Genomic DNA, 18,179 nt, shown 5'->3' with positions numbered 1-18,179 from the left:
TCACGCGGTGGCGGTGAGCGCCCGCGTCACCTCGTCGTCGGAGACCTCGTGGAAGTCGTCGTAGTAGGCGCCGACGGCGGCGAAGTCGGCCGGCGTCCGGACACAGACGACCTGGTCGGCCTCGGCGTCGAGCATCTCGTACGCCTGCTCGGCGCCGACCGGGACGGCCACCACGACGCGGGCGGCACCGAGGTGCCGGACCACCTGGACGGCGGCGCGGGCGGTGGCGCCGGTGGCCAGTCCGTCGTCGACGATGACGGCGGTGCGTCCGGTCAGGTCGAGGGGCGGTCGGCCGGCCCGGTACCGCTGCTCGCGGCGGTCCAGCTCGGCCTGCTCGCGTCGGCGTACCTCGGCGCGGTCGGTCTCGCCGATCCGGTCGGCGACCATGTCGTTGAGCACCTGCACCCCGCCCGGCCCGAGGGCCCCGTACGCGACCTCGGGCGCGAAGGGCACGCCGAGCTTGCGGACCACCAGCACGTCGAGGGGGGCGCGGAGCCGTTCCGCGACGACCCGGGCGACGGGTACGCCGCCGCGGACCAGGCCCAGGACGATGACGTCGGGCCGTCCGGCGAGGTCGGTGAGCCGGTCGGCGAGCACCCGGCCCGCCTCGGCCCGGTCGCGGTAGGTGGTCATGTCCTCAGGTCTACGCGGTGCCGACGGGACTCCGCAGGGAAACCGGTCAGGCGGGGCTCGGCGCCCGGGTGCGGGCCAGGGCGGGGGCCAGGACCAGCAGGGCGACCGGGTAGAGCAGGTAGCCGAAGCGGGTGGAGGGCATCAGCAGGATCGCGGCGAGCAGCCCGTACCCGCAGATGAGGGCGGTGGCGGCGGCGGTGCGGGGCGGGCGGCGCAGCAGCCGGACGGCGATCGCGACGCCGACCGCGACGAGCAGCGCGGCGGCGACGATCCGGCCGCCGGGGAGCGCGGCGGCGATCAGGTGGCCGGGGAACGGCGACTGGGCCGGGCTGGTGACCAGCCCGTGCCCGAGCGGGAAGCGGAGCACGTTCTCGACCAGCGCGTCCCGGTCGACCAGCAGGGCCGGGAGCAGGGCGAGCACGGGCAGGCCGAGCGCGCCGAGGGCGGTGCGCCACCCGGCGCGCCGGGTGGCGGCCCAGCAGATCAGCACCACGGCGACCGGCCAGGCGAAGAGTTTCAGCGCGCCGGCCGCTCCGACGGCGAGGCCGGCCCGGCCGGGCCGGCCGGCGGCGGCGAGGGCCAGTGCGAGCAGGCAGAGCGCGAGTACGGGCAGGTCGTCGCCGCCGGTGGCGAGGGTGAGCGCGCAGACCGGCAGGACGGTGGCCGCCTGCACGGCGCGCAGCACGGCGGTGTCCCGGCGCACGGGGTCGCCGCTGCCGGTCCCGCGCAGGGTGGCCACCACGGCGGCCAGCACCAGCGCGGTGACCAGGGCGAACCAGATCCGGGCGTCGGTCCACCAGGCGTCGGCGGCGGCCCGCGGCACCCCGAACAGGGCCATCCCCGGCTGGTACGGGGTGTAGCCGAGCAGTCGTTCGTCGGATGGCAGCGCGGCGATGGCGTCGGGCCCGAGGTAGGGGGTGCCGTGCTCGACGAGCCGGATGCCGGCGTGCTCGACCACCACCACCTCCTCCTGGGCCCGGTCGGTACGCCCGGCCGCCCGTTGCACGGCCTGCGCGACGACCGGCAGCAGGGTGGTGGTGACCCAGGCGAGCCCGGTCACCGCCCAGCGGGCCGGGAGCCCGGTGAGCGCGGGTCCGCGTCCGGCGCGTCGGGCCAGGAGTTGGCCGGTGACCAGGAGCGCCGCCAGCAGGTAGCCCAGGGCGGCGAGGGTGCCCCAGGCCCGGTGCGGGGAGAGCGTGGAGGTGGCGGCGGTGACCGCGGCGAAGACCGCCGAGGCGGCGTAGAGGCCCAGGTCGAGGGCGAGGCCGCCGGCGGCGGAGTCGACCGCCTGCCAGCGGCGGGCGGCCCGGTCGGGGTCGGCGGTCACGCCGGCCAGTCTGGCAGACGGCTGCTGCCGGTCCGCCGCCCCGGCTGCTCCACCGGGCCCGGCTGCCCGGCCCGGCGGGACCGTGCGGGACGGTCCGGCGGCGGCTGCCCGGCCCGGCCGGGCGGTAGTGGGCCGGGTCAGCGGGCGGCGGGGTCGCCGGTGCGGCCGGTGGACGGGGTGCCGGTGGAGCGGGCGCGCCGGCCGGGCAGGCGGATCACCGCCCCGGCGTCGTGCAGCGGCGGCGCCAGCACGCCGGGTTGCCCGCCCGCGCCGCGCCGCAGGGCGGCGAGCAGGGCACCGGCGGGCAGCGGTCGGGCGAACAGGTGGCCCTGCCCGGCGGCGCAGCCCAGCTCCCAGAGCGCCCGGCGCTGCGGTTCGCTCTCCACCCCCTCGGCCACCACGGTGAGGCCGAGGCTGCGACCGAGGTCGAGGGTGGACCGGATCACCGCGGCGGCCTCGGCCGTGCTCTCCATCGCCGTGACGAAGCTGCGGTCGATCTTCAGCTCGTGCACCGGGATGCGGGAGAGCAGGGAGAGCGAGGAGTAACCGGTGCCGAAGTCGTCGAGGGCGAGCCGGACGCCGGAGTCGCGCAGCCGGCTGAGCACCTGGTCGACGACGTCGAGCTGGCTGAGCGTCAGCGTCTCGGTCAGCTCCAGCACCAGCCGGTCGGGGGGCAGGTCGTGGGCGCGCAGCCGGGCGAGCACGGCCCCCGGGAAGCGTGGGTCGAGCAGGCTGCGCGGTGACACGTTGACCGACACGGGCAGGTCGAACCCGGCGGCGCGCCAAGTGCCGGCGGCGATCAGCGCCTGGTCGAGGATCGCCTCGGCGAACGCGGGCAGCAGGCCGGAGCGTTCCACCGCCTCCAGGAAACGCAGCGGGTCGATCATGCCGTGGGTGGGGTGGTGCCAGCGGGCGAGCGCCTCGGCGCCGATGGCCTGGCCGCTGCCCAGGTCGACGATCGGTTGGAAGGTGACGGTGAACTCGTGGTCGGCGACCGCGCGGGGCAGTTCGCCGCCGAGGGTGAGGCGGCCCAGGTCGGCGGTGTCCCGGGTCGGCGCGTACGTGGAGATCCGCTGGCCGGTCCGTTTCGCCTGGTACATCGCGACGTCGGCGCGGCGGAGCAGCTCGGGCATCCCGCCGCTGGCGGGCGCGACCGCGATGCCGCCGCTGGCCTCCACGCTGATCCGCATGCCGTCCAGGTCGAGCGGATCGTGCAGGACGCCGAGCAGCGTCTCGGCGCGGTGCGTGGCGACCGCCGGTGCGGGCAGGCCGCGCAGCAGCACGGCGAACTCGTCGCCGCCGAGGCGGGCCACCAGGTCACCGGGGCGGGCGGCGGTGCGCAGCCGGTCGGCGACCTGCATGAGCACGTGGTCGCCGGCACCGTGCCCGAGCGTGTCGTTGACCTCCTTGAAGTGGTTGAGGTCGATCAGCACCAGGGCGGTGACGCCGTCGGCGTGCCGGGTGGTGAGCTGTTCGGTGCCCTCGTCCAGCAGGTGCCGGCGGTTGGAGAGCCCGGTCAGCGCGTCGTGGGTGGCGGCGTACGCGTGCTCCTCGGCGATCCGGGCCAGCTCGGCGTACGCCTGCGCGTTGCGCAGCGCGGTGCAGAGCGCGGAGGCGAAGGTGCGCAGGGTGTAGCGCTCCCGCTCGGAGAGCTCGACGGGGCCGGCGAAGCGGAGCCGCAGCGCGCCCAGGTCGACGTCGTGGTCGTGCCCCTCCAACGTGATCGGGACGAGGGTGCCGTCCACCGTGCTGGGCTCGGGGCCGTCCCCGTCGTACGTGATGCCGCCCGTGTCGCCGCGGACCGTGCGTCCCCCCTCACGCAGCTCGATCTCGACCTCGTCGGCGGAGAAGAGTTCGGCGGCCTGGGTGACGGCGGTGGTGAGGACGTGACCGAGGTCGACCACGTTGAGCGCGTCGGTGGTCCGGGCGAGCCGTTGCCAGGCCTGCTGCTCGGTGCGGGTGCGGATCCGGGTGGAGTACGCCAGGTGCAGGCTGAGCACCAGGGGTGGGACGGCGAACAGCAGTCGCGGATCGGCGTGGAGGATGAGCAGGGTGCACGCGGCCACCGCGTACCGGACGGCGATGCCGGCGAGGCGGAGGTCCAGGTCGGTGCGGAACTGCCGCAGCACGGGGGTGCCCGAGGCGAGGGCGATCACCGGGATGGCGAGCACGTCGTCGAGGATGGCGGCGACCAGGTAGACGATGCCGAGCAGCAGCACGATCCGCGCCGGCTCCCGCGGCGGCCAACGGTCGCCCATCAGGAGGACGACAGCGGTGGCGCCCCCGGCCACCAGGGTGTGTTTCGCGACGCCGAACACGGTCTTGATGACCGGCAGTCGGGTCACGGAGCCGCAGGCGACACCGAGCCCGGTTGCCAGGATCACCCAGGACGGTGGGGCGACGGCGAGTCCGACCACGATCGCCGTCTCCGTCCAGGCGATGGCGAGGGTGGTCGAGCGGATGCGGACAGGTGCCTTGATGATGATGGCCAGCCCGATCATCAACACGAGGGTCGTGATGGTCACGACGTCGCCGACCGAGTCCGGCAGTTGCTTCCACGCGGCGATGAGGGCGACCGACATGACGAGCGCGGCACATGCGGCCAGGGCACCCACGACCGCTTGCAGCAGTGGTGGGTCGGCGCTTCGGCCCTTCGTCTTACGGCTCAACCGGCATCACCCGTCGCGGACCGTCAGAATCCGATGACGGGCAGCGTACCTCGTGCATTTGCCGAGGAACATCTTCAGTTCCATTCGGTGCTGCGCATCGCCGGCCCCCCTCCGGGTTCCCCGGTGCCCGGACGGGCACCCCCTCTTGAAAAGCAGGCTAGGAGAGCGGAGAGATGATTTCCAAAGATAAATGTCGGTATGCGCAATATAAGGAACTGTGCCCGGGTATATGACTATCTGTCCATCCCGGCTGTGCGGAGCGGAGTGAGGTGTACGCCGCCTGTGCCGACACGGTTGCGCAGGGCGACGCGACCTGATGGAAGTTGCAGCCCGACTGTCAGCGTGGCCAGTTCCGGAGCGCATTTCAACCGTGCTTCCGTCGCGTCTTCCGGCCGTTGCGGATGAGGCGCCGACCGAGTGGTGACATCGAATGGCTTTCCGAACGCCCGCTATTCCACGGTCACCTACAATGAGCACCGCGGTCAGTCGAGGCACACCAAGCGGAGTCGACCCTGGTGGAAATTCGGGTTCTGGGTGGCCTCGCCGTGACGGTCGACGGGCGGGATCTGCCGCTCGGCACGCCGAAACAGCAACTGGTGCTGGGCATGCTCGCCCTGCACACCGGTCGGGCCGTCACCGTCGAGTCCCTCGTGGACGAGTTGTGGCCCGAGGAGCCGCCACGCTCCGCGGTGGCCAACGTGCGGACGTACGCGGCCAACCTGCGCCGGACCTTCGAGAAGCACCGTGGTCCGAACCTCTCCCGGCTGGGCGGCGCCTACCGGTTGGAGTCGACCACCGAGACCGTGGACGCCTTCCGCTTCACCCGGTACGTCGAGGCCGCCGAGCGGGCCTGGGCCGCGGGTGACATGGCGGCGGTCCGCGCGTCGCTGGGGCGTGGCGACGAACTCTGGGGCGGTCCGCTGCTGGCCGGCACGACCACGGGGCCGGTGCTGGCCGCCCGGCGGGCGGCGCTGGACGAACAGCGACTCTCCGCGGTCGAGCTCCGCGCCAGACTGGACCTGCGGACCGGTCGCTTCCGGGCGGCGATCAGCTCCCTCACCGACCACCTCGCCACCCATCCCTACCGGGAACAGGCACATGCGCTGCTCGTCCGGGCCCTGTACGCCGACGGTGATCCGGCAGAGGCGCTCGCCGCGGCTCGGCGGGCGGAGCAGGCGCTGCTCGACCATCTGGGCATCGCGGCGGGTCCCGAACTCAAGCTGCTCCGCCGGCGCATCCTGAACCGGGAACCGCTGCCCGAGCCGGTGCAGCCGGATTCCGAGGCCCGCCCGCCGGCACCGCGGCGCGACGTGGACCGCCCGGGCGGGGCGGCCGGCCCGGCGCGGGTGAACCGCCTGCCCCGCCTGATGGTCGACTTCGTGGGTCGGCGGGAACTGATGGCACAACTGGTGGCGGAGCTGGCGGCAGCGGCCGGGAACAACTCACCGGTGCGGGTGATCGACGGTATGGCCGGCAGCGGAAAGACCTCCTTCGCCGTGCAGGTGGCCCACCGACTGGCCGGGAGCCACCCCGACGCACAGCTCTTCATCGACCTGCGCGGCCACGCCGAGGGGGTGCCCGTCGACCCGCCGGAGGCGCTGACCGCACTGCTCCGGCAGCTCGGGGTGCCCGCCGGCCGGATACCCACCGACCATGCGCTGCGCACCGAGCTGTGGCAGGCCGAACTGGGCGCCCGGCGGGCGGTCGTCGTGCTGGACAACGCCGCCAGCAGCGAGCAGGTGGCGCCGCTGTTGCCCGATGTGCCGGGAGCGGTGGTGCTGGTGACCAGCCGCCGTCGGTTGTCGCTCGGCCCTCCGGTCCCGCTGCCGGCGCTCACTCCGCAGGAGGCGGTGGAGTTGCTGGCCCGGACGGCCGGTGCGGCCCGGGTCGAGGCGGAGCCGCAGGCAGCGGCCGAGGTGGTGCGCTGCTGCGGGCACCTGCCGCTCGCCATCCGGCTGGCCGGCGGGCGCCTGCTGCACCGGCCCACCTGGCGGGTCGCCGACCTGGCTCGTCGCCTGAGCAGCGGCACGACGGTCCTACGGCAGCTCGCCGTCGAGCAGCAGACCGTGGCGAGCGCGTTCACCGCCTCGTACGAGCCGTTGGGCGAGCCGCTCAAGCGGATGTTCCGGCTGCTCAGCGTCCATCCCGGCGGGTGGTTCGACGCGCCGATGGCCGCCGCGCTCGCCGACCTGCCGCTCGACCGTGCCGACTGCCTGCTGGAGGAACTCCTCGACCAGCATCTGATCGAGGAGGCGGAACCGGGCCGCTACCGGCTGCACGACCTGATGCGGCAGTACTCCGTCGAGCTGTCCCGGGGGCCGCAGGAGGCGGACGATCGGGCGGCCGCCGGCCGTCGGCTCCTCGATCACGTACTGCACGAGGTAGCCGGCCGGGGCGAGGACCTCGAGCCCGTCGTCCTGTCGAGGCACCTCCGCCTCGACCCGCCCGGCCGACCGGATCTGCTGGGCAGCACGGAACCGGCCGACGTCGAGTGGCTGGAGCGGGAGCGGGCGAACCTGGTCTCATTGATCAAATTCGCCGTCGAAGGGCCGGATCCGGAATACGGCTGGCGGCTCGCCCGGGCCATGTGGCGCTTCTGCTACATCCGCGGTTACTTCGACGACATCTTGGCCACCCACCATGCCGGGCTCGTCGCGGCCGAGCGGAGCGGCGACCGCGCGGCGCAGGCGATGATGCACAACTATCTGGCCTCGGCGTACACCCGGACCGGCGGGTACCTGGACGCGCAGCGCAACCTCGAAGCGGCGGTGTCCGCCGCACGGGAACTGAGGGACCACTTCAACGAGCACCGCTACCGGGCCAACCTCGTGGTCATCCACTGGCTCACCGGCGAGCTGGAGCGCGCCGTCGACCTGGCCCGGCAGTTGCTGCGGGAGCGGCCGGGCGGGGTGGCCGTCGAGTCGCCCCTGGCGCTGGCCAACCTGGGGATCGCCCTGACCGCGCTGGGCCGCTACCCGGAGGCGCAGCAGGCCCACCGGCTGCACCTCTACATCGGCCGGTGCCGGGGCAACCTCTACGACGTGGCGAACGCCCTCGGTCACCTGGGCGCGGTGGAGAACCGCCTCGGCAACCACCACAAGGCCATCCGGCTCACCACCGCCTCCCTCCGGCTCCGTACCCGCACCGGCCACCGGTATGCCGAGGCGGAGGTGCGCAACGACCTGGGGATCGCGTACCGGCGGCTGGGTCGGCTGGCGGAGGCGCGGGCGCAGCACGAACTGGCCCTCGACCTGGCCGTGGACTCCGGGGAACGGCACGTCCAGGCGGCCGCCCTGAACGACCTCGGCGCCACGCTGGCGCTCCTCGGCGACTCGGCGGCGGCGGTCGACGCCCATCGCCGCGCCCTGGAGCTGGCGACCCGGATCACCCACCGGTACGAGCAGGGCCGGGCCCTGGCCTTCCTCGCGGATCACCTGGACGAGCCGAATCCCGAGGCGGCGCGCCGCCACCGGCGACGAGCCCTGGTGATCTTCCAGCGGTTGAGGGTGCCGGAGCGCACGGCGCTGGAGCGGCGCCTCGCCGAGCCGGTGCCCGAGCCCGAGCCGGAGCCCACGGGGACGACCGCGGAGCCGGGCTGAGGCGCTTATCGATTTCTTATCGCCCGGCCCGTTACCGTCGGCCCGTCGGCGATCGGGGGAGGCCCTGCACAGGGGACGGGCCGAGTCGACGAGGCGCCCGCCGGATGGTTCCCCCCAGCGACCTGCCGGTGGGTGACCGAGGGAGGAGCGCCGGTCACGCCACGGCACCCGGGCGGCGGCGCTCCTCCCCACCGAGCGTCGGGCGGGCCGTCGTGCCGGCGGGATAGGCTCGCGGCCGTGACCGAACCCGCCCAGCTCACCCACGTCGATCCGGCCGGGGCGGCCCGGATGGTCGACGTCTCCGCCAAGCCGGTCTCCGGCCGGCTCGCGGTCGCCGCCGGCCGACTCCGCACCACCGCCGAGGTGGTGGAGCTGCTGCGCCGCGACGGCCTGCCGAAGGGCGACGCCCTGGCGGTGGGCCGACTCGCCGGGATCATGGGGGCCAAGCGGACCCCCGACCTGATCCCGCTCTGCCACCCGATCGCCCTGCACGGGGTCACCGTCGACCTGAGCCTCACCACCGACACCGTCGAGATCACCGTGACCGCCCGCACCGCCGACCGCACCGGCGTCGAGATGGAGGCGCTCACCGCGGTGGCCGTCGCCGGGCTCGCCCTGGTCGACATGGTGAAGGCCGTCGACCCGGCCGCCTCGGTGGAGGCGGTACGGGTGCTCCGCAAGGAGGGCGGCAGGACCGGCGAGTGGGTACGCCCGGAGGACCGGCCGTGATCCGGGCCCGGGTGGTCGTCGCCTCGAACCGCGCCGCGGCCGGGGTGTACGCGGACACCAGCGGTCCGCTGCTCGTCGCCGGCCTGCGCGAGCTGGGCTGCGAGGTCGACGAGCCGGTGGTGGTGCCCGACGGCGGGCCGGTCGGCGACGCGCTGCGGGCCGCCCGGGACGAGGGTGTCGACGTGGTGCTGACCAGCGGCGGCACCGGCATCACCCCGACCGACCGCACCCCTGAGGTGACCCGCGCGCTGCTCGACTACGAGATCCCCGGCATCGCGGAGGCGATCCGGGCGCACAGCCGGGGCGCGGTGCCCACCGCCGCCCTGTCCCGCGGGCTGGCCGGGGTCACCGGCCGGATGCTGGTGGTCAACCTGCCCGGGTCGCGCGGTGGGGCGAAGGACGGGTTGGTCGTGCTCGGGCCGATCCTGTCGCACGCCGTCGACCAGCTCCGTGGCGGCGACCACTGAGCACCGGCCCGCGCGGTGCCGCGCCGCGTCGGGGAGCTGCCGGCGATAGGCTCGCCCGATGAGCACGGAAACCGCAGCCGCCGGGGCCCGGGTCGCCACGCCGCCGCCCGCCGGCTGGGAGGAGGCCCGCTCCCGGGTGTACGCGGTCGGCCTGGCGGCCGCGCTCCCCGCGGTGAGCCGGGCGCTCGCCGACGCCGACGCGCACACCCTGGCCGAGCCGCTGACCACGCGTACCGACCTGCCGGCCTTCCCCACCTCCAGCGTCGACGGTTGGGCGGTGCGCGGCGACGGTCCGTGGCAGGTGGTGGGCCGGGTGCTCGCCGGGCACACCCCGCCCCCGCTGGCCGAGGACGGCACCACCGTCGAGATCGCCACCGGCGCGATGGTGCCGGCGGGTGCCAGCGCGGTCCTGCGGATCGAGGAGTCGACCCGTACGCCGGAGGGCCGGGTGGCCGGCACGCCGCGCCCGCAGCCCGAGTGGCGGGAGCCGGGCGAGGAGGCGTACGCCGGGGAGGAGCTGCTGCCGGCCGGCACGCCGGTCGACCCGGCGGTGATCGGGCTGGCCGCCTCCTGCGGGCACGACACGCTGCGGGTCCGTCGGCAGCCGCGGGCCGCCCTGCTGGTCTTCGGCGACGAGCTGCTCACCGCCGGCCCGCCGGGCGCCGGTCGGGTGCGCGACGCCCTCGGTCCGGCGGTGCCGGCCTGGCTGCGCCGCTACGGCTGCCAGGTGCGCCCGTCCGACGTGGTCGGCCCGGTGGCCGACACCCTGCCCGCCCACGTGGCCGCCCTGCGCGGCGCGCTCGCCGGCGCCGATCTGGTCTGCACCACCGGTGGCACCATGCACGGCCCGGTCGACCACCTGCACCCCACGCTGGAGGCGCTCGGCGCCGACTACGTGGTCAACACCGTCGCGGTCCGGCCGGGCTTCCCGATGCTGCTGGCCCGGCTGGTGGATCCGGACGGCCGGGTCCGCTTCGTGGCCGGCCTGCCGGGCAACCCGCAGTCGGCGATCGTCGCCCTGGTCTCGCTGGTGGCCCCGCTGCTGGCCGGCCTCCAGGGCCGCCCGATGCCGGTGCTGCCGCAGGTCACCCTCGCCGAGCCGGTGTCCGGCCGGGGCGACTACACCCATCTCGCCCTGGTCCGGGTGGACCGGGCGACCGGCACCGCTCACCCGCTGCGGCACGTCGGCTCGGCGATGCTGCGCGGCCTGGCCGGCGCGGACGGGTTCGCGGTCATCCGCCCCGGGAGCAGCGGCGAGGCCGGCGCCCGGGTGCCGGTGGTCCCGCTGCCGCTCACCCCCGGGGAGCGGTCATGGTGAGCGCGAGGAGTGAGCCGGTTTTGCGAGCCCCGCAGTCGCGAATGGCGCGCTCGTGGTGAGCCCGCGTCCCGGGCCGGCTGCGCCGGGCGAGGGCGCAACGGTGCGCCCGGTCGACGGGGTGACCGTCGGCGCGGTGACCGAGGCCCCGCTCGACCTGGCCGCGCACGAGGCGGCGGTGGCCGACCGGCGGGCCGGCGCGGTCGTCTCGTTCCAGGGCGTCGTCCGCGACCACGACCACGGCCGCCCGGTCACCCTGCTGGAGTACGAGGGCCACCCCACCGCGGAGGCCGTGCTGCGCGAGGTCGCCGCCGAGATCGCCGCCGACCCCGAGGTGTACGCGGTGGCCGTGTCGCACCGGATCGGCCGGCTGGAGATCGGCGACCCGGCCCTGGTCGCCGCGGTCAGCACGGCGCACCGGGCGGCGGCCTTCGCGGCCTGTGCCCGGCTGGTCGACGAGGTGAAGGCGCGGCTGCCGATCTGGAAGCGGCAGGTCTTCGCCGACGGCACCGAGGAGTGGGTGAACTGCCCCTGAGCGGTCCCTGCGGGGACGGACGCTCCGGCCCGGGCGGGGCCGGTCAGTGCCGGGCGGCCGGGTGTGCCGCCCGCAGGAGCCGGTCGGAGTAGAACGCGGGCTCGGCGCCCGGCCGCCACGGCAGCGCCGCGACCAGCACGATCAGGGCGATCGCCAGGGAGTTCTCCATCAGCGCGCCGAACAGGCCGTCCTGGTAGTGCGACACCTCGGGGAGCTGGTGCTCGTACGGCCAGATCGGGGAGACCAGGAACAGCAGCCAGAGCCCGAGGGCGCCGATGCCGTGCCGGAGCCCGGTGAGCGTCGGGTACCAGATCGGTGGCCGCAGCGGGGGCACCCCGCCGGTCGGCGGCGTACCGGTGACCCGCAGCGGCAGCCCGCGGCTGGCCTCGCGGCGGCGTACCGCGGCGTCGGCCAGCACGATGATCGCCGGGATCACCCAGACCAGGTGGTGCGACCAGGAGATCGGGCTGATCACGTTGGTGGTCAGGCCGACCAGGGTGAACGCGGTCAGTTCGTCGCCGTCGGCCCGGGCGCTGGCCGCCCGGGACAGGCCCAGCGCCAGCACCAGCACCGAGAACGCCAGCCAGAGCAGGCCGGGGGTCTCGATCGAGTCGTAGAGGCGGGCCAGCAGGCCGGCGAGGGACTGGTTGGCGGTCATGTCGGCGGCACCGACCCGCTCGGTCTGCCAGAGCACCGAGCCGAAGTACGTCCGCGACTCCTCCCCGACCAGCGCGAAGCCGGCGAGCGTCACGCCGATGGCGGTGCCGATCGCGGTCACCGCGGCCCGCCACTGCCGGGTGAGCACCAGGTAGCCGATGAAGAGCGCCGGGGTGAGCTTGACCGCCGTGGCGAGGCCGATGCCGACTCCGGCCCAGGTGCCGCCGTAGACGAACCGGGCCAGCGCCGAATCGGCGGTGTCGTGGTGGGTGCCGCGGCGGGCCCGCCAGCGCAGGCCGACCAGATCCGCCATGACCAGCGCGAAGAGCAGCAGGTTGACCTGGCCGTACCCGAGCGTCTCCCGGGACGGCTCGATCGCCAGCGCCGGCGGCGTGGCCAGCGCGACGGTGAACCAGAGGGGCCAGCCGAGCCGGTCGACGATCGGGCGCAGCAGCGCGGCCAGCACGACGGCCAGCGCGGCGATGCTGGCCAGCGCGTTGAGCCAGCCGGCGGCCTCCACCGGCAGCCAGGACATCGGCAGCATGACCAGCCCGGCGAAGGGCGGGTAGGTGAAACCGAGCGTCGTCGAGGGTGCGATGAAGTCGTACAGCTCGTTCCCGCTCGCCCACCACACCACGGCACCGTGGTAGATCTTCATGTCGAAGAAGTTGTACGGCCGCCCGAACGCGCCGATGGCGAGCCATGCGGCGTAGGCGACGGCGGCCACGATGCCGGTCCGTACGACTGTCCTGCGATCGATCCCACGCGTTCCGCGACGGACTGGAGCGAGGCGGTCCATCCGTCTACCGACGATCGCCGGCATGGCGGTGCCACCCCCGTACCAAGGTCGTCCTACCCGTCCAGGTCCCGCACGGAGCCTAGAACGGCGCCTCACGTTGTTGCCTCCCGCGTTATCCGACCGTGTCCGATCCCACACACGTTTTTGACATTTCCACCGCGTTAACGGGTGTCGGACGGTTCAGGTGATTAGTGGCCTTGCGGGGGGTGGTGGCCGTATAGATGCAGGTCAGCCCGGAAGCCGGCGGGCGGTGGCCGCCGTCCGTACGGCGATCTTCGCCTCCCGGCGGGCGGTCCGGACCGCCCGCTGCATTGAGCGGCGCGAGTGGTTGATCCGGTGACCGGCGCGCCAGCGCAGCCCGGGCCGGCCCTCGGTGTCGGCGGCGGCCAGCAACAGGCCACCGAAGAGCCCGAGGTTCTTCAGGAAGTGGATCTGGTTGTTGTTCCGCGTCGCCGGGTCGTCGGCGGTCCAGAAGGGATGACCGGCGACGGTGGTCGGCACCAGCGTGCCGGCCAGCACGAGGGCGGCGGGCCGGGTGAACTTCCCGGTCGCCAGCATCAGGCCACCGACGAGCTGGGTGGCCGCGTTGGCCCGGATCAACGTCTCGGTGTCGGTGGGGAGGCGGGGGTGCAGGTTCTGGATCAGCGGGGCGGCCCGGTCGGTGACCGGCTTCGCGGCCGGAACCAGCCGGCCCGGGTTCTGCAGGTTGCGGGCGCCGCTGACCACGAAGATGCCGCTGAGCATGACGCGGGCGAGGGTACGCACGGGCTTCATGGATCAGTCATACCCCGTCGCACCGCCCGCCACGCCGGCAACACCCGAACGGGATCGGCCGACATGGACGTCCCCGGTCATCCGTGCGGCACGGATTTCAGCGACCGTCGCGGATGGACCCGCCCGGAGCGGTAAGGTCGCGCGGGTGACGAGCCTGCGACTGCGCCCCGAGGGTACGGCGGACGAGGCACCGGTCGCCCGGGTGCTGGCCGCCGCCTTCGCCCGCCCGGACGTGGCCACCCCACCGCCCGAGGTGGCCCTGGTCGACGAGCTGCGGCACAGCGACGCCTGGCTCCCCGAACTGGCCATGGTCGCCGAGTACGGCGGCGAGGTCGTCGGCTACGCGCTGCTGACCCGGGTCCGGGTGCGCACCGACGCCGGCTCCTACCCGGCGGTGGCGCTCGGTCCGGTGGCGGTCGCCCCGCACCGGCAGCGGGTCGGGCACGGCACGGCGGTGGTGCAGGCCGCCCTGGACGCCGCCACCGAGCTGGGTGAGCGGCTGGTCGTGGTGCTGGGCGACCCGGCGTTCTACCGGCGCTTCGGCTTCACCCGGGCCGACCGGCTGGGGCTGAGCAGCCCGTGGTCGGGGCTCGGTGAGCCCTGGCAGGCGCTGGTGCTGCCGCCCTCGACCGGCGACGAGGGCCCGCCGCCGGCCGGTGAGGTGGTCTACCCGCCGCCCTGGCAGCGGGTCTAGGCCGGCTGGGTGCGGGTCCGGGCGGGCCGGGCGCGGGTCTAGGCGGGCTGGGTGCGCAGGTAGCGGCCGAAGTGCGGGACGGTGAACGCGACCGTGCCGCGTTCGCCCGAGTAGATCAGGCCCTTCTTGATCAGGGCGTCGCGGGCCGGGGAGAGGCTGGCCGGCTTGCGGCCCAGGGCGCGGGCGATCTCAGCGGTCGGCACCGCCGCGTCCATGTCGTCCCGGCCGCTCTCCTCCCCCTCGACCAGCGAGAGCGTGGCCATCGCCCGCATGTACTCCCGCTCGGCGGGGGTGGCCCGCTCGAACCGGGAGCCGAAGAAGCCCACGGCCAGTTCGGCCTCCGCCTCGGGCGCGGCCACCCGGACGTCCGCCGCGGTGACCGGGGACCGGGGCGCATGGTCCCAGGTGGCCTTGCCGTACGCCTGGACGAAGTACGGGTAGCCGCCGGACTTCTCGTAGAGCAGGTCGAGCGCCTTCTGCTCGTACTCGACCTCCTCCCGCTCGGCCGGTGCGCAGAGCGCCTGGTCGGCGGCGATCCGGTCCAGCCGGTCGATGCGCTGGTAGCGGAAGAGCCGTTCGGAGTACGACTTCGCCGCGCTGAGCACGGCCGGCAGGTGCGGCAGCCCGGCGCCGACCACGATCAGCGGCGCGCCGAGCTGGGACAGCTCGTGGCAGGCGGCGCAGAGCGCGGAGACGTCCTCCGCGCCGAGGTCCTGCATCTCGTCGATGAAGACGGCGATGCCGGTCCCCACGTCGGTGGCGACCGCCGCCGCGTCGCTGAGCAGCTCGACCAGGTCGATCTCGATGTCACCGGAGTCGGCCCGGCCGCTGCTCGCCGGCACGTCGATGCCGGGCTGCCAGCGGTCGCGCAGCTTCGGTGCGGCCCCGCCCCGGCCGGCGGGCGCAGAGCGCTGGGCGAACGCCTTGAGCACGCCGAGGAAGGCGTCGATCCGGTCCGGGGCGCGGTGCCGGGGGGCCAGCTCGCGGACCGCCATGTGCAGGGCGGCGGCGACCGGCCGGCGCAGTGACTGGTCGGGGCGGGCCTCGATCTTGCCGGTGCCCCAGAGGTGGTTGATCGCCTGGGAACGCAGCGTGTTGAGCAGGACCGTCTTGCCGACTCCGCGCAGGCCGGTGAGCATCAGGCTGCGTTCCGGGCGCCCCCGGGCGATCCGCTCCAGCACCACGTCGAAGACGTCCAGCTCGCGCCCCCGCCCGGCGAGTTCGGGTGGGCGCTGGCCGGCGCCGGGGGCGTACGGGTTGCGGACCGGATCCACGAATCGGAGAGTATCGGGCCGTCTAGCCGCGAGGCTAGAGATGCGTAGACGGGGCTACCGGCGTGTCGGTGATCGTCGAGCCAAAACTAGGGCTGTCTAGCGTGGATGCTAGACAGCCCTAGTTTTGGCTACCGCCGCTTGCCTACCGCCGCTTCAGGCAGAGCACGAAGTCGAGTGTGTCCAGCTCACTGTCGAAGAAGTACCAGTCGGTGTAACCGGGGACCTTGGCGCACTTCGCCTCGGCGTCCCGCTTGCCGCTGGTGGCACCGTCGAACCTGCGTACCACCTGGTAGGTCTGCGGACCGCACTCGGCGATCGCCAACTTCGGCTGCGCGGCGCCCCCGTCGTTGCGGACGCACTGGCCCGTCTTGACGAACCGGGGATCGGTCGACGAGGCCGGGGCCGGCGTGGCCGTCGGCCCGGTCGTCGCCACCGTCGGCTCGGCGGCGGGCGGGGCCGACGCGACCGGCTCGTCCGACGGCCGCCCGCCCTCCCGGCTGACCCCCCAGAAGACCGCGGCCGCACCGAGCACCAGCACCAGCACCACCGCCAGCACCACGAGCAGCGGCACCCGGCCGCGCTTCGGCCGCTCCGGCCCGGGACCCGGATACCCGGGACCCGGCGGGCCGGGGACCGGCGGTGCCCAGCCGGGCTGCGGCTCGTGCCGCTGACCGGGCAGCGCGTACCGGTCCGTCGGGGGCCCGTAGTGCTCGGTCGGTGGCTCGTACCGGGGGCCGGGCGGCTCGCTGCGGGGGGCGGTGGGCGGGCCGGCCCACCCACCGGACCCGGGCGCGGCGGCCGGCGGGTACCCGTCCCCGGTGGGGCCGTTCCAGCGGTCGGGGCCGCCGGCACCCGGTCCGTAGTTCGACATGGAACGCCTCCTGGAACGCCACTGCCTGAGAAGCCGGCCACCAACGGGGGACGGCCACGCCGTGGCCACCGTAGCGTGGTCGACCGATGAGCTCACGCCCCGCAAGTGCGACACCGCCCGCCACCGCCACCCGACCCGCGCTGATCTGGACCGCGTTGGTCCTGGTCTACGTGCTCTGGGGCTCGACCTACCTGGGCATCCGGGTCGCCGTCGAGTCGCTGCCGCCGCTCACCTCGGCCGCCGCCCGGTTCGCCGCCGCCGCCGTGGTGCTCGCCCTGGTGCTCCGGATACGCCGGGGCGCGGGCACGCTCCGCGTCGACCGCCGGCAACTCGGCTCCGCCGCCCTGGTCGGAGTGCTGCTGCTGGCCGGCGGCAACGGGCTGGTGGTGCTCGCCGAGGCGGGGCCGCCCGGGACGGCACTGCCCTCCGGAATCGCCGCGCTGCTGGTGGCCACCGTCCCGCTGCTGGTGGTGCTGCTGCGTACGGTCGGCGGCGACCGGCCGCGCCCGTGGACCTTCGTCGGCGTGGCCCTCGGCTTCGTCGGCCTGGTCCTGCTGGTGCTGCCCACCGGTGGCCCGGGCACCGTGCCGGTGGCCGGGGCGCTGACCGTGGTCGCCGGAGCGGTCAGCTGGTCGGTGGGCTCCTACCTCTCCGGTCGGATCCGCATGCCGGCGGACCCCTTCGTCGCCACCGTCTACGAGATGCTGGCCGGCGCGGCGGCGCTGGCCGTGATCGCGACCGCCCGGGGCGAACTGCGCGGCTTCTCCCCCGCCGAGGTGACCGGCCGCTCCTGGGCGGCGTTGGCGTACCTGATGGTGGCCGGGTCCCTGGTCGCCTTCACCGCGTACGTCTGGCTGCTGCACCACGCACCGATCTCGCTGGTCTCCACCTACGCGTACGTCAACCCGGCGGTGGCGGTGGCCCTCGGCGCGCTGCTCGTCGCCGAGCCGGTGACCGCCCAGGTGCTCCTCGGCGGCGCGGTCATCGTCGCCGGGGTCGCGGTGGTGGTGAGCACCGAACGCCCGCGCCGACCGGCCGACACCCCACCGGCCGACAGCCCCGTCGACCGGGCGGCCGACAGCGTGGCCGACGACCCGGCCGGCAGCGTGGCGGACGACAGCGTGGCGGCCGACCGGCCGGTGGACGGGGCAGCCGGCGGGGCGGGCCGCCGGTAACGTCCGGAGACGTGTCCGGCGCAGCGGTGACGGGTGTCGCGCTGCTCGGCGCGCTCGCCGGGTGGGTCGCGGTCCCGCTCGCCCGCCCGTACACCGGGAGCGCACGCCGGCCCGGGCGGGTCCGGCGGCTCGGGACGGCGCTGACCGGCGCGGTGGTCCTCGGTGGGCTGGCCGCGGCGCGCGGCACCGATCCGGCCCTGCCGGCGCTGCTGCTGGTGGCGGCGATCGGCCTGGTGCTCGCCCTGGTCGACCTCGCCTGCCTGCGGCTGCCCGACCCGCTGGTGGCGCTCGCCGCCGCCGTCGGCGCGGTCGGCCTGGTCGGCGCCGCGCTCGTCGCCGGTACGCCGGGGCGGCTGCTGCCCGCGCTCGCCGGCGCGGCGCTCTCGTTCGGCGGGTACGTGCTGCTCGCCCTGCTCCCCGGATCGCGGCTCGGCTTCGGCGACGTGAAGCTCGCCGGCGCGCTCGGCCTCCCGCTCGGGTGGTCGGGTTGGTCGACCCTCGGGCTCGGGCTGCTCCTGCCGCACCTGCTGCACGGCGTGGTCGCGCTCGCCCTGCTCGCCACCGGTCGGGTCCGCCGGGACACCGCGCTCCCGGTCGGCCCCGCCATCCTGGCCGGTGCCTGGCTGGCGCTGCTGCTCGACTGAGCGGGCCGGCGCCGCCC

15 protein-coding genes are annotated in these 18,179 nt (G+C 75.0%); 8 read left to right on the top strand and 7 right to left on the bottom strand.

The genetic code is table 11. The features are described from left to right. The 3 genes from GA0070611_RS22230 to GA0070611_RS22220 form a co-directional block, all read right to left on the bottom strand. Entirely contained in the window at positions 1 to 633 is a 633-nt protein-coding gene (locus tag GA0070611_RS22230; RefSeq protein WP_091667469.1) for a phosphoribosyltransferase, read from the bottom strand. Between the two features lie 46 nt (positions 634 to 679). Beyond that, entirely contained in the window at positions 680 to 1,960 is a 1,281-nt protein-coding gene (locus tag GA0070611_RS22225) for a glycosyltransferase 87 family protein (RefSeq protein WP_091667466.1), read from the bottom strand. A 137-nt stretch (positions 1,961 to 2,097) separates the two neighbouring features. After that, positions 2,098 to 4,629 (bottom strand): putative bifunctional diguanylate cyclase/phosphodiesterase, encoded by a 2,532-nt coding sequence (locus tag GA0070611_RS22220; protein ID WP_407940383.1) that lies wholly within the window; start codon positions 4,627 to 4,629, stop codon positions 2,098 to 2,100. A gap of 515 nt (positions 4,630 to 5,144) precedes the next feature. On the opposite strand from GA0070611_RS22220, the gene GA0070611_RS22215 reads away from it, so the two are divergent. The 5 genes from GA0070611_RS22215 (at position 5,145) to GA0070611_RS22195 (ending at position 11,274) form a co-directional block, all read left to right on the top strand. Beyond that, complete coding sequence (locus tag GA0070611_RS22215; protein WP_157740372.1) at positions 5,145 to 8,228, top strand: AfsR/SARP family transcriptional regulator; 3,084 nt, start codon at positions 5,145 to 5,147, stop codon at positions 8,226 to 8,228. 237 nt (positions 8,229 to 8,465) lie between these two features. Further along, complete coding sequence (gene moaC, locus GA0070611_RS22210; protein ID WP_091667458.1) at positions 8,466 to 8,957, top strand: cyclic pyranopterin monophosphate synthase MoaC; 492 nt, start codon at positions 8,466 to 8,468, stop codon at positions 8,955 to 8,957. After that, positions 8,954 to 9,424 (top strand): MogA/MoaB family molybdenum cofactor biosynthesis protein, encoded by a 471-nt coding sequence (locus GA0070611_RS22205; protein ID WP_091667456.1) that lies wholly within the window; start codon positions 8,954 to 8,956, stop codon positions 9,422 to 9,424. The genes moaC and GA0070611_RS22205 overlap by 4 nt, the downstream gene beginning before the upstream one ends. Positions 9,425 to 9,482: 58 nt before the next feature. Then, on the top strand, positions 9,483 to 10,742 hold the full coding sequence (locus GA0070611_RS22200) for a molybdopterin molybdotransferase MoeA (RefSeq protein WP_091667453.1): 1,260 nt from the start codon (positions 9,483 to 9,485) through the stop codon (positions 10,740 to 10,742). 100 nt (positions 10,743 to 10,842) lie between these two features. Further along, a complete protein-coding gene (locus GA0070611_RS22195) occupies positions 10,843 to 11,274 on the top strand; it encodes a molybdenum cofactor biosynthesis protein MoaE (protein WP_091667450.1) in 432 nt (143 codons plus the stop codon). Between the two features lie 43 nt (positions 11,275 to 11,317). On the opposite strand, the gene GA0070611_RS22190 is transcribed toward GA0070611_RS22195, so the two are convergent. Then, entirely contained in the window at positions 11,318 to 12,754 is a 1,437-nt protein-coding gene (locus tag GA0070611_RS22190; protein WP_091667448.1) for a glycosyltransferase 87 family protein, read from the bottom strand. A 204-nt stretch (positions 12,755 to 12,958) separates the two neighbouring features. Continuing rightward, entirely contained in the window at positions 12,959 to 13,504 is a 546-nt protein-coding gene (locus GA0070611_RS22185; protein ID WP_091667446.1) for a DoxX family protein, read from the bottom strand. Between the two features lie 145 nt (positions 13,505 to 13,649). Between GA0070611_RS22185 and GA0070611_RS22180 the strand changes: the two genes are divergently transcribed. Continuing rightward, on the top strand, positions 13,650 to 14,198 hold the full coding sequence (locus GA0070611_RS22180) for a GNAT family N-acetyltransferase (protein ID WP_091667444.1): 549 nt from the start codon (positions 13,650 to 13,652) through the stop codon (positions 14,196 to 14,198). A gap of 38 nt (positions 14,199 to 14,236) precedes the next feature. Here GA0070611_RS22180 and GA0070611_RS22175 read toward each other — a convergent pair whose 3' ends face one another. Further along, positions 14,237 to 15,472, bottom strand: coding sequence for an ATP-binding protein (locus tag GA0070611_RS22175; protein WP_091667442.1), 1,236 nt, complete (start codon positions 15,470 to 15,472; stop codon positions 14,237 to 14,239). A 142-nt stretch (positions 15,473 to 15,614) separates the two neighbouring features. Further along, the gene (locus GA0070611_RS31975) at positions 15,615 to 16,151 is read right to left on the bottom strand and encodes an LppU/SCO3897 family protein (protein ID WP_407940450.1); all 537 of its coding nucleotides are present in this window, start codon (positions 16,149 to 16,151) and stop codon (positions 15,615 to 15,617) included. Between the two features lie 278 nt (positions 16,152 to 16,429). Between GA0070611_RS31975 and GA0070611_RS22165 the strand changes: the two genes are divergently transcribed. Together GA0070611_RS22165 and GA0070611_RS22160 are read left to right on the top strand one after the other, a co-directional pair. Further along, a complete protein-coding gene (locus tag GA0070611_RS22165; RefSeq protein ID WP_091667438.1) occupies positions 16,430 to 17,518 on the top strand; it encodes an EamA family transporter in 1,089 nt (362 codons plus the stop codon). A gap of 11 nt (positions 17,519 to 17,529) precedes the next feature. Then, positions 17,530 to 18,162 carry a prepilin peptidase gene (locus GA0070611_RS22160; protein ID WP_091667436.1) on the top strand — a complete coding sequence of 211 codons (633 nt, stop codon included), beginning with the start codon at positions 17,530 to 17,532 and terminating at the stop codon, positions 18,160 to 18,162. Positions 18,163 to 18,179: the final 17 nt, after the last annotated feature.

It is taken from the genome of Micromonospora auratinigra (genome assembly GCF_900089595.1).
GTDB classification, from domain to species: Bacteria; Actinomycetota; Actinomycetes; order Mycobacteriales; family Micromonosporaceae; genus Micromonospora; species Micromonospora auratinigra.
The sequence above is the reverse complement of the archived record's forward strand: the minus strand, read 5'-3'. Positions and strand labels throughout refer to the sequence as shown.

Excerpts from the sequence above, each read along its gene's own strand:
- GA0070611_RS22230 (WP_091667469.1), bottom strand. The coding sequence starts at position 633 with ATGACCACCTACCGCGACCGGGCCGAGGCGGGCCGGGTGCTCGCCGAC.
- GA0070611_RS22200 (WP_091667453.1), top strand. The coding sequence starts at position 9,483 with ATGAGCACGGAAACCGCAGCCGCCGGGGCCCGGGTCGCCACGCCGCCG.
- GA0070611_RS22190 (WP_091667448.1), bottom strand. The coding sequence starts at position 12,754 with ATGCCGGCGATCGTCGGTAGACGGATGGACCGCCTCGCTCCAGTCCGT.
- GA0070611_RS22185 (WP_091667446.1), bottom strand. The coding sequence starts at position 13,504 with ATGAAGCCCGTGCGTACCCTCGCCCGCGTCATGCTCAGCGGCATCTTC.
- GA0070611_RS22165 (WP_091667438.1), top strand. The coding sequence starts at position 16,430 with ATGAGCTCACGCCCCGCAAGTGCGACACCGCCCGCCACCGCCACCCGA.